Source organism: Flavobacterium sp. HJJ (assembly GCF_015351475.1).
Classification (GTDB): domain Bacteria; phylum Bacteroidota; class Bacteroidia; order Flavobacteriales; family Flavobacteriaceae; genus Flavobacterium; species Flavobacterium marginilacus.
The window spans coordinates 1-12673 of sequence record NZ_JADKPR010000037.1; the positions used below are offsets into that span (position 1 = coordinate 1).

6 protein-coding genes are annotated in these 12673 nt (G+C 34.3%); 1 reads left to right on the forward strand and 5 read right to left on the reverse strand.

Annotated features, from left to right (window positions below; all coding sequences use genetic code 11):
• The first annotated feature begins 358 nt into the window (after nt 1-358).
• Nucleotides 359-1261 carry a phospholipase A gene (locus IRZ80_RS19660; RefSeq protein ID WP_194643871.1) on the forward strand — a complete coding sequence of 301 codons (903 nt, stop codon included), beginning with the start codon at nt 359-361 and terminating at the stop codon, nt 1259-1261.
• A 348-nt stretch (nt 1262-1609) separates the two neighbouring features.
• Here IRZ80_RS19660 and IRZ80_RS19665 read toward each other — a convergent pair whose 3' ends face one another.
• The 5 genes from IRZ80_RS19665 to IRZ80_RS19685 all read right to left on the reverse strand — a co-directional run bounded on the left by IRZ80_RS19665 (nt 1610) and on the right by IRZ80_RS19685 (nt 12572).
• Nucleotides 1610-4423: a M16 family metallopeptidase gene (locus IRZ80_RS19665; RefSeq protein ID WP_194643872.1), complete on the reverse strand. Its 2814-nt coding sequence runs from the start codon at nt 4421-4423 to the stop codon at nt 1610-1612.
• A gap of 113 nt (nt 4424-4536) precedes the next feature.
• The gene (locus IRZ80_RS19670; RefSeq protein ID WP_194643874.1) at nt 4537-6804 is read right to left on the reverse strand and encodes a Gldg family protein; all 2268 of its coding nucleotides are present in this window, start codon (nt 6802-6804) and stop codon (nt 4537-4539) included.
• A complete protein-coding gene (locus tag IRZ80_RS19675) occupies nt 6788-7765 on the reverse strand; it encodes an ABC transporter ATP-binding protein (protein WP_194643876.1) in 978 nt (325 codons plus the stop codon). Before IRZ80_RS19675 ends, IRZ80_RS19670 begins: the two co-directional genes overlap by 17 nt.
• A gap of 63 nt (nt 7766-7828) precedes the next feature.
• A complete protein-coding gene (locus tag IRZ80_RS19680) occupies nt 7829-9193 on the reverse strand; it encodes a RagB/SusD family nutrient uptake outer membrane protein (protein WP_194643878.1) in 1365 nt (454 codons plus the stop codon).
• Between the two features lie 10 nt (nt 9194-9203).
• The gene (locus IRZ80_RS19685) at nt 9204-12572 is read right to left on the reverse strand and encodes a SusC/RagA family TonB-linked outer membrane protein (protein ID WP_194643880.1); all 3369 of its coding nucleotides are present in this window, start codon (nt 12570-12572) and stop codon (nt 9204-9206) included.
• Between the last annotated feature and the right edge of the window lie 101 nt (nt 12573-12673).

Sequence of the window (12673 nt, forward strand, 5' to 3'; positions counted from 1 at the left end):
TATGACTATTCTTAACTAATACCAAACAGATCGAATTAGCCACTGATTTTAAAAAATAGTACTGAAATCTGTGAGAATCTGTGTAATCAGTGGCGAAAAAACACATGGTATTATTTGCGGGCAGTCATAAAAAGGAATACAAATTATTTGCAAAAAAAAAATTAACTTTAATTAAATATAAATCCCTATTACTGGCAATACAATAATTGATTTACATCATTAATATATCCTATTTACAAAAGTGGAAAAAAATAATCAAAACCCTATAATAATAAATAATGAATGCTGTTTTAAAATAAACATATAAAGTTTGCAGTCTTCTGCCAATAAAAAATGACACACAATTAATTGAAATATTATGAAAAATTATTCAAAAAAAATAGCACCGCTTTTGATTCTGTTTTTAGTATTAAGTTCTTCTTTATGGGGGCAGTCTTCGTCTATTTTTAAGAAACAGGATTCGTATCAAACTCTTTCAAAAATGTGGGAATTAGAACCAGACAGTACAAGTGAGACCTTTTTGTTTACGGCATATAAGCCAATTTATATTATGCCGTTCCGGTTTTCCAGCCATAGAAGAGAAGTTCCGTTTGAAGTAGCTCCGGATGATATTCCTGCAGCTGAGGAAGTTCAGTTACAAAATGTAGAAGCTGCCATGCAGTTTAGTTTTAAGACCAAATTAGCGCAAAGAATCTTTGGTGAAGGAGCTTTATGGTTGGGCTATACTCAAAAATCGTATTGGCAGGTTTATAATGTAGAATACTCAAGACCATTTAGGGAAACCAATTATGAACCCGAGATTATTTTTAACTATCCTGTCACAATTAATTTTTTAAAACTAAAGATGCTTGGCTTTGGATTTAACCATCAGTCAAATGGAAGAGAAGGGCATAAATTTACGAGAAGCTGGAACCGATTTATCCTGCAATCGGGTTTTGAAGATAAAAATTGGAGCTTGCTTATCAGAACATGGTTTGCAATGGAAACTAATGAAAATCCCGATGTCGAAAATTATATGGGCAGAGCTGATGCCGCCTTTAACTATAGACTAAAAAAACATTTGCTGACATTAAAAGCACAGCATTCTTTGCGATTTGGTGACAATAATCATGGCAGTATTGAGTTTGATTGGGCTTTTCCTATATATGGAAACTTAAAAGGGTATGGTCAGTTTTTTCACGGATATGGCGATGCAATGATTGATTATAATCAGATTCATACCATTGCAGGAATTGGGATTGTATTTGCGGGAACTTTATAAAATGATAAAATATTGAAGAGTGCTGCTTGGAAAAATGTAGTTTTAAGCTTTAAACCTGAAAAATATTTTACTGTTAAACTTTGAATTAATTTTACTTTTAGAGCCTGTTTAAATTTTATTTTTGAGATTTATTATTAGAGGATTTTTGAGTGAAATAAGGTAAATTTTTATAAAATAGCAGAGCTATTGTATGAAAATTTAACGAAGTTGTAACCAAAAATCATCATAAGAGAGCCAATAAATAAAACTTAAACAGGCTCTTACTGCACTTTTTTTTAGTAAACAAAAAAGGCTGTCCGAAAAGACAACCTTTAATGACTAATTAAATATAAAAAAAAGTATTCAAATTTATTTACTCTCCAGATTAACTTCAGGATTCATAATTACTTCAACACTGCTGGAACTATCCAAAACCTGCTTACTAAACTGCTGAATAGTTTTCTGATTAATTTTAGAAATTAAATTTTTATATTCTTCATCCTGTAAAAACGGAATTTGATTTAAGCTGTTGTTATAAATTGTACTGTTCCAAAATGAATTGGTTTTAAGCGATTCTTCCCTGTTTTTTAAAAGTGCTTTTTTGATGTCTTCCAGGTCATTCGCATTAACCGGAACCGTTTTTAAATCATTTAATTCTTTCCGGATAATTTCCATTAATTTTCCCTGTTTTTCAGGATTACAGTCAAAAGTCAGTGCAAGGCTAAAAGTTGGTGTAGGAATCTGTTCTAAAGTTCCGCCAACGTTTACGCCATAACTACCGCCTTCTTCTTCGCGGATGGTCTGTAAAAAACGCTTCGATAATAATTCGCCGATAATGTACATGCTCATAGCATTTTCTTTACTGTACTCCGTTTTGCCTGTTAGGTTTAAATAAACAGTTGTCTTAGGAACTTCCATTGGACGGGTGAAATGCACCACTGTCTTTCCTTTTTTGGGTTCAATATGATGATCAGCAAAATTTTCTTTTAGAGCTGGATTTGATTTTAGGTTTCCAATGTATTTCTGAATTAATTCTAATCCGGATTCTGGAATATTCCCGACAAAAATAAACGTGAAGTCAGCTGTGTTTTTAAATCGGTCGCGGTATATGTTTTCCGCTTTTTTCAGATCAATCGTTTCTAGAAATTTATCGTTGAATAAAAAAGTTCTTGGGTTATTATTTGAATTTGCTAAATCAACAGCATCTTTAAAAGCGCTTCCATTATCTTTTTTGATGGTTTCTAAACGATTTTTATATTGCTCTTTTAGAATATTAAAGATGTTCGCATCAAAGCGTGGTGCTTCAAAAGAGAGATAAAGCAATTGCAGCATGGTTTCAAAATCGGCTTTGTTTGAACTTCCCTGAAAGCCTTGTGTGTTTTCACCAATAAAAGGGGCAGACTGCGCCACTTTTCCGGTTAGTTTTTCTTTTAAACCAATGTTGTCAAAATTACCGAGTCCGGAGGATCTTGCCAGTGTTGCAGCAATTTCGGCCGACGCCAGATCTTCTGTTTTGACCAAAGATTTACCGCCTTTTGAAAAAGCAGAGAAAACAATCTGATCTTGAGAATATGTTGTTGGAAGCACAATTACTTTCGCATCATTTTCAAGAACATATCCTTTTGCATCTTTTATGCCAGCTGCATCAAATGTTTTTTTAATAGCGGCAGGTTTTAATTCTTTTTCTATTAAAGGCGTGTTATTTTCTTTTTTGGTGTAAGGTACTAAAGTCATGCTTTCAGTCTTTTTCATCACATTTTCAACAGCTTCTTTAGTCGGAAAATCATTTTTATCCTGATCAGAGCCTGTTACCAAAACCACCTGATTGGTTGGTTTTTGAATAGTTTTCGCGTAAGCGTTCAGCTCTTCTAAAGTCATACTTTTGATAATGTCCACAACGAGTTTATAATCATCTTCGGGTGAAAGTGAGGGTTTTGCTTTGAGAAAATAATTAGTCAATTTGTCTGCCCAGCTATCATTATCGACTTTATCTTTATTGCTCAGAAAATCATCATACGAACTGATAAAAAGCTTTTTTGTCTGGTCTAATTCTGCCTGTACAGCTCCAAAACGTCTCAAACGTTCCGCTTCTGTGTAAGCTTCTTCAAAAGCTTCGAGTACTTTTCCTTTTTTTGATAGCGCCGTAATATTAAACGAAGTATTTAGTCTTGAAATTGGTCCAAAATATGTTTTTAAATTCAAACTCGAACCTTGATTTTTTAAGAGTAATTCCTTAAAACGATTATTTAAAATGCTGGTATAAAAAGAATTCATTACGTTCTTACGTGTAACGATACTGTCTTTTATCAAAGGTTCATCCTGAATATATTGTAAAGTAATTGATGTTGATGAAGCTTCTTTATCGGCTGCGGTTCCAAAATACAATTCATCGTGTTTCGGGATTTCTGTATATGTTCTCACAGCTGCTTTTTTTGAAAGCGGAATACCTGAGAATATTGTTTTGACTTTTTGTTCCAATACTTTCACATCAATATCACCAACAACGATTACTGCTTGCAAATCTGGTCTGTACCATTTTTTGTAATAGTTTCTAAGTGCAGCATATTTAAAATTATTGATGATGTTCAGATCGCCGATAACATCACGTTTACTGTATTTTGATCCTTTATACAAAACTTGGTCTGTCTGGCTTTTTAAACGGAAACCACTTGTTCTTCTGGTTCTCCATTCTTCCCTGATTACTCCTCTTTCCGCATCAATTTCCGCATCTGTTAAGGAAAGTGATCCGGACCAGTCATGCAAAACCCAAAGAGTAGAATCGATTAATGTCTCATTGGTTACGGGAACATTGCTAATGTTGTAAACGGTTTCGTCCTGAGCAGTATAAGCGTTGATATCTTTTCCAAAACTTACCCCGTTTTTTTCCAGCATTTTAATAATGCCTTTGCCTTTAAAATGTTCCGTTCCATTAAATGCCATGTGCTCCAGAAAATGTGCCAGTCCGTTTTGATTGTCATCTTCTAATATTGCCCCAACATTTTGAACAAAGTAAAAACTTGCTCGGTCTTTAGGTTCTTTGTTGTGTAAAATGTAGTACGTCAATCCGTTTTTAAGCTGGCCTGTTGTGACATTTTTATTAAGAGGGATTGTGGTTTTGAATTGAGAAAATGCACCGTGAAAAGACAGCAGCAGAATCCCAAATAGTATATTTTTTTTATTCATTTTTTTGTTTTTTATCCAATTGATGCCGTTAAAAAGTCAATTAGGGTATTTTTTTGATTGGGGGCAAAAAATAAATGAAATATGATTTCCAACGACACCAAAAGGAAGGTTTTTTATCTTCTGTTTCTTCTGATTAGAATAAATGCACCGCTTAATATAATCAATAAAGGAAACAGTCCGATGAAGACAATTTTACAGATAAAGACCTGATTGGCTGTTATCGTCAGCTTTTTATCAATGTTTTCCGGACGTGTTGTATCAATAGGAAATTGATAATTGCTAAACCAGCTGAAAATATCGGTTACGAACTGAAATGTTCCTGAACCGCCTCGGCCTAATTCGGCATTTCCCATAAAATCAGCATCACCAGCCACAATTATTTTTTGCAATTTTCCATTGATATTTCTAGTTAGTGCTGCAGCTAGAGGAATCGTTGTTACTGAAGGCTGTTTTTTCAGTTCTGGTGAAACTGATGTTATACCTGTCTGTGATTCCCAAGCTGGCTGATTGTTTGTTTTTAAAAGAGGAGTTACTTTAAAACCTTCATTTTTAATGGTTTTTATGCCGCAGCTTCCTAAAAACGGAATAGGATTATTTTTCGGATTAGGGGTGAATTTAATTACATTGGGGTCAATGTCTTTCTGAAATTCAGTTACTAAATAATCAGGAGAATTGGTTTCGCTTTCTTGTACTAATGCTTGTTTTGTAAAGGCAATTCCTAATTTATCCGTAATTGCAGCCAGTGTCGAATTTGTTTCTGGCTCTGCTAAAATCATTAGATTTTTTCCCTGATCAATGTACTTTGAAATACGGTCTATAGCTCCTTGGCTTAATTCTGTTTTTGGGTCTGCAATAATTAAAATATTGGTCTGATCCGGAATATTCTGTGCATTAATATCTACAGAAGAAACATCAAATCCCTGATTGATTAGAGAATATCTGAAGGTAATTTCGTTAAATCCTGTTTTGTAGTTTTTATCTCCTGTTTTGTCAACGCTGCGTTCCATGTTTCCGGTTGAAAAAACAATTTTTGGAGCAGGAACCACTAAACGTTTTAAGGCTGCAGAGATTTCTTTTTCCATCGGCATTTTAAACAGGTCATCATACATTCTTAAAAATGTTTTCTTTCCATTGTATTCTACCGTTCTAACTACGCGGTTTTGCTCTGGACCTAAGTCAATGATTTTTTTAATTTCTGCAGGCGAATATAACTTGTCGAGTTTTATACCTTGTGTCTCGATCATTTTTTCGGCAAGCTGTTTGTCATTCAGTCCTGGGTTTTGGGCATATAATGCTGTATTTGTTGAAGTGTCATAGTAGTATACATATTCCATTTGAGTTTGGGGCAAAAAACGGGTATATTGTTCGAAGCTGGCAATATCCTGATTTTGAGAAGCAGGCATTGCCATAAAATAATATAAATCTAGTAGGTTTACATAGGTAGTTATCTTTACTGGTCCTTCAATTTTTTCAACGATTTCCAAACTGTTCTTGGTTAGCGTTCTGCTTTTGGTTCTGGACATATCTTCATAAAGTGTCAGAGGAGCTCTTGAGGTTACATATCCAAGCGATAATACAATAGTGATTAGCAAAGTATATTTTAAAACTCTTTTGGAAGTGGTTTGGGCATCTCTTCCAGTTTGTAATTTATAGATACTTAATACTATGAAAAGACTGCTTACCAATACAAAGTAAAATACATCTTTACTGATAATAAGGCCTCCCAGTATTTCGTTGGCACGGCCGGCGATAGAAAGGAAATAGGTTATGTCTTTTACAAACGCAATATCCTGCCATAATTTGCCAATAAAATTCAACCCTGCTAAAACAACTAGAGTACTAATGGCGGCAACGACCTGATATGAAGTAAGACAAGACATAAAAAGTCCAATGGCGGCGTAGGTGCAAACCAGTAAATACAATCCAATAAGGCCTGATATAGCGAATTTTAAATCTAAATTATCGATAGAGAAATAAGCAATAATAACCTGTAATCCTAATATGGACACAAACAGGAAACAGTAAGCAGCAATGGCAAGATACTTCCCTAATACGATGTCTTTAATTTTTATGGGTGATGAAAGCAGCAGTTTTATAGAACCGCTGTTGATTTCACGGCTTATTAAACCCATTGTTAATAAGGGAACATACAGGTATAGGTAATTCTGCATTTCGGTATACAAACCGCTGAACCCTGAAAAAACAACTTGCGACAAATTATCCATACCATTCCCTAATTTCTGCGATTTTTCAAAACGCTCAATTAAGTCGAAGAATTTCCAGCTTGACTGGATCGAAAATATTACCAAAACCACCCATGCGACAGGGGAGTAAAACATAGTGTTAAGTTCTGTTTTAGCAATTCTAAATATTGTTTTCATTTGTTTGTTTTTTAAGAAGGATAGCGTTTTTAGAAGGTGCTTTTTTTGATAACTGAGCGAAAATTTCATCAAGTGATATTTTTTCGAATTGAATCTCACGTAATTTCCAATTGTTGGATACACTTAGGGAAATGATTTTTTCAGCAACTTCCTGCGTTCCGGTAAAAGTAATCTGTACTTTTTTAGAAGAAAGATATACAGCCTGCGTAACTTCAGGAATATCAGTTAAAGCATTAATTGCCGGAGGATTTTCAAAACTGGCTGTTAGTTTATCTGCTTCGATATAATTATTGAAAGCTTCCAGAGAATCTGCAAAAACCATGTGTCCGTTTTCAATCATTCTGATTTCCTGACAAGTAGCCTGAACTTCAGACAAAATGTGTGAAGAGAAAATAACCGCTTTATCTTTAGATATTTTTTTGATTAATTTTCTAACTTCTAAAATCTGGTTAGGATCCAATCCGTTGGTCGGTTCATCTAAAACTACCAGTTTAGGTTCATGAATAATTGCTTGCGCGATACCTACACGCTGACGGTACCCGCCAGAAAGATTTCGGATTAAACGGTTGCTGAAATGAGAAATTCCGCATTGTTCTTTGGCTTTCTCTAAAGCATCTTTTAAATCTTCTTTTTTAACATGACGCAATTCTGCGCAGTGAATTAAATATTCATTTACTGTTAAATCTAAGTGTAAAGGCGGTGTTTGTGGTAAAAAACCAATTAGCTTTTTAGCTTCTACAGGGTTTTCCTTTAGATTAATACCGTCAATAAATATATTACCATGAGTCTGGTTTAAAACGCCGCAAAGAATGTTCATTGTAGTTGACTTCCCTGCTCCGTTTGATCCTAATAAACCTAAGATTTTATTTTCTTTTATTTCAAAACTTATATTTTGTATTGCCCAATCCTTACTGTATTGATGCGACAAGTCCTCAACTCTTACAATTGTTGTTGTTTCCATAGTGTTTTATAAAATTGCAAGAACGTATTTTTACTAAAAATACATTCTTGCGTAATTTATTATTTAATATCCTTGATTTTGAGTTAAGAAAGGATTTGAACGTCTGGCCGATTCCGGGATTGGATATAGGCTGTCTGTAGAGGACCATATTTTTCCAGCTGTAGTACTAAGAACCTGGTCAATTTTTCCAGTTCTTTTTAAATCTAGCCATCTGTGTCCATTTTCTGCAAAAAGTTCGCGTTGTCTTTCCAGAGAAATTAAATCTAATAGTTGAGTAGGATCTGTTAAAGCAGTTGAAGGCAGTAAAGCTCTGTTTCGGATAACATTAATGTCCTGCTGAGCCCCAGTAATATCATTTAATTTTGCTCTGGCTTCGGCTCTAATTAAATAAAGTTCAGCCAATCGAAGTATAGTTGACCGTTCTACAGGGGTGGCAGTATAAGCATTTTTATATTTTATTGGAATTACATACGTCACTCCGCTTACTGTTGTTGTACCTGTCCATTTTGTTTTTCGATCATCACCAGTCTCAAAAAGGGTATTTCCATTTCTAAGCATGTAAGTACCAGTTGTTGTAAATAATACTGAACCTTCATAACTATAAGTAAAATTAAAATAAGGTATTTGTAAAATAGCTTCTTTATTATCTGCAATAAAAGGACTATTAGTACTTGAGAGACCGGTAATCATCTTGTAAGTTCCGGTTTCGTTGATTACAGCAGTTGCGTTTGCTGATGCTTCGGTCCATTTTCCTAAATAAAGATTGACTCTTGCTAACAGGGCTTGAGCAGCCCATTTTGTTGCTCTGATACGTAGTGCCGTATAGTTATCATAATTTGCAGGAAGGTCAGCTGATGCCTCTTCTAAGTCCTTAATAATCTGATTGTAAACTTCAGCTTGCGTATTACGCGGCGCCAGTGCAGATATATCTTTATTTGTGCTTAGTACTAAAGGGATGTCGCCCCAAAGATTAGTCATATAAAAATAGTTATAGGCTCTTAAAAACTTAGCTTCAGCAATCCATTCCTTGCTTTTAGCAGGAGTGAGTGTCGTGCTTCCACTAATACCTTCAATAACGTTATTGGCATTAAAAATGGTTTTGTAGAATTCTGTCCACATCGTACTTATAGATGAATCAGTATCTATAATCTCATTGGTAGTATAAACGCTGCTAAGTAATGTCTTTGGTATGAATTCGTCTGATGTTTGTCCAAGAACAATATTTAAAGAATTATAGTAGCTTATCTTTACCATACTTTGGTAAATTCCGTTAACAGCTGCTTCTGCTGTAGGTTCTGAAGCATATACGGTTTGGGCAGATAATTGCTCTGAAGGAACATCAACTTCTAGTAAATTATCGCAGCTCGTTAATCCTATCAAAAGAAAAAACGAAAATATATAAGTGTGTTTTATAAAATTATTTTTCATGTTTTTAGGTTTAAAAGGTTAACTGAGTTCCAAAAGTTATGGTACGCATCGGAGGTAAAACTAAACCTGGAGATTCAGGATCAAATCCTTTATATTTAGTGAAGGTTACTAAATTTTGCCCTTGCAGGGATACACGCAGATTTTTAATTACTTTTTGCATGTTTTGATCTAAAGGAATGATATAAGAAGCACTTACGTTTTTAAGTTTGATGTAAGATGCATCTACTATAGTAGCATCTGAACCTAAGTAATTAAAATAGCTAGGCAGGTAATTAGAACTTAAGGTATTTCCCTGGGCTATATAATCGTTGTATTCATCAGTCTGAAAATTAGCCAAACCATACGGATAACCGGGCTGCACTCCTATTGAAGTCATTAAAGTTCTTCCGGTTTGTTTTACAAATTGGAATAGAAAATCAAAAGAAAATGATTTATAACTGATTGAATTTGATATTCCTCCGTAATATTTTGGGGTTGTTGCTCCTAAATATTGTCTGTCTCCCGCACCGGTAGCCGCTAGTCCTGTACTAATTTTTCCATCTCCATTAGCATCTTCAAATTGAGGAATTCCATTTTGTATACCAGTATACTTGTATATATACATACTGTTTAATGGTTTCCCAGCAACATATTGGCTATAATAAGAAGTATATTCTATGCCTGGAAATGCTAGTAACTTATTGGAATTGGTTGAAATATTAAATGAGCTGCTCCAATTTAGGTTTTTAGTATTAACATTGTTTGTAGTAAGCGTAAATTCCCATCCTTTATTTTCAACTTTTGCTCCCATATTTTCAGCGTAAGAAGTAAATCCTGACTGAGCACTTATCGGGTAGCCAACTAATTGATTGCCGGTTATATTTCTGTAGAAAGCTGCGGTAAATGAAATTTTATCGTCTAAGAAATTTAAATCCACTGCCGTCTCAAATTTTTTCGATACTTGCCATTGATAATTAGGATTCGCTAGTCTTGTCGCTGACAAAGAAGCATTACCGTTTCCATAGGTGGCAGCACTAAAGGTATCTAAAAATCCATAATTGAGAGTACCATCACTGCCCACTTCTCCATAACTGGTACGAAGTTTACCAAAGCTTAACCATGTATCCTTTTTTATGAAATCTTCTTCAGAAAATACCCAGGCGGCAGCTACAGAACCAAAATTTCCGTACTTATTATTAGGTCCAAACTTTGAAGAACCATCTCTTCTAAAATTTGCATTCAAAATATATTTACTTGCTATGTTATAATTCAAGCGGCTAAACATTGATACATATTTATATTCTAAAGAACCATTATTAGAAGTTACTGTTGCAGCTGTACCCGTAAACCCGATAAGATTATCAGAACTATAACCAGATGTGGATACATATGAAGGCATTTCTGATTTACTGTCTTGGTATGACATCCCAGCCAAAGCAGTCAGGTTTCCTTTCCATAAAGAAGTTACATAATTCAATTGTGGGTCGATAGTAAAATTACTGGCATTATTGTTTGATACTGTATAAGAGCGTAAGTTGTTTACGCTGAGTTTGTTAAGATTGTAATAAGCATAATTACTTGCAGTAGCAGGCAATGTCTGTTTTGAAAGCATTTCGGTAAAACCATATCCAAAATCTGTTTTAAAAGACAATCCTTTTGCTATTTTGTAATTAATATTAAAACTGGTAATTAAATTACTTCCTTTGTCTTCTACCCTTTTACCTAAAGCTGCTAATGGATTAATGTCACTCAAATAAGTAGCAGCCCAGTAAAAAGTACCGTCTGCATTATAAATGGGGTGATTTGGTGCAGTTGTAATAGCATAATTAGTGATGTCGAAAAAAGGAAGCTTGTTTTTATCAGTAGCAAACATAACTGTAGCTTCTAATTTTAATTTTTTATTTAGAGTAGTATGATTAATATTAAAGTTGGTAGAGAATTTGTTGTATCCAAAATCATTCGGTAAAACAGTAGTTTCTTTATGATAAGCACCGCTTAACAGAAAGTTAGTTGTTTCATTTCCCCCTTTTAAACTTGCAGAGAAATCATTAAAATTAGCAGTTCCTCCTATTAACTCATCTTGCCAGTTTATCTGAGCATTTGGATCCCAATCTGTCAATGCAATACCCGTACTGGAATTACTTGGATTCGCTTTAGCATTTGTCAAAGCTGTTTGCAGCATATTACGATAAGCAGGTGTATCTAATGTTTTTACTCTATTAGCTACTTCTGAAATTCCAGAATTAGTATTGATGGTAAATTCTGTCTTGCCTGATGATCCTTTTTTGGTAGTGATAAGCACTACACCATTTGCACCTCTTGAACCATAGATTGCTGTTGCATCAGCGTCTTTAAGGATTTCGATACTTGCAATATCATTTGGATTCAGGATGTTTAATGGACTGGTATTTTTTTGAGCACCTTTAATGACATAATTTTTTATCTCTTGTGCCTGCCCCTTAAGATCACTTCCAATATATGGAATACCATCAATTATATAAAGAGGTATGTTGTAATCGTCAACTGAGTTTCTCCCACGGATACTAATATTGATATCACTGCCGGCATAACCAGAAGTTTGTGTTACAAATACTCCAGGAGCTCTTCCTTGCAAGGTTTGGAGGATATTTGTAACTGGTTGTTTTTTAATATCTTCTGAGGTTATCTTTACTACGGAACCTGTTGAAGATCTCTTAGTGGTAGTACCATAACCTATAATTACAACTTCATCTAATTTGGATAAATCGGATGTCATTTTAATTGTGAGCTTTGTTTGGTCTTCAATTGCAATTTCACGTGTTTTGTATCCTACGTACGACACTTTTATGGTAACCTTTCCATCTGGAATTTCAAATGAAAATTGTCCGTCGTAGTCACTTATTTCAACAAGATTGGTACCAGGAATGGAAAGTGTAACTCCCGATAGAGGCATTCCGGCTTGATCGGTTATTATTCCTGTTAAGATTCGATTTACTTTTGCTGGTTTACTTTCGTTTTCTTTTTTGTAAATGACTATACTTTTATCTACTTGTTTATAGACTAAATTGCTGCCTTGAAAAACAGTATTCAAAATATCACTGACACTTCTGGAGCCTCTTGGTGTTGTTACTTTTGGAAAATCTTTTATAGTTTGTGGCTGATAAGCAAAAAGTAATCCTGTTTTACTTTCTATTTTTTTAAATAAAGTTTTAATATCTTGATTATGAAGTTCGATATCAACAGATATAGATTCTAAGTTCTGACCGTTCATTTCGGTTGCAAGGATCATATGAGTACCGCAGGTCAGTAAGAAAATGTGGAAGAGGCTGATTCGCATGATCATAATTGTTTTTTTTGATAAATGAAATAAAGAAGATTTCTTTTCCTTATCAAACATGGTTGTTTTACAGCGTAATTTCATAAATTTGCTTGTTTTTTAATGGTTACTGGATTAATTGTTAAAAATCTCGGCCATCTGGTGTAGGAGCTGGATGGCTTTTTTAATTTAGTCTTCGTTAATTG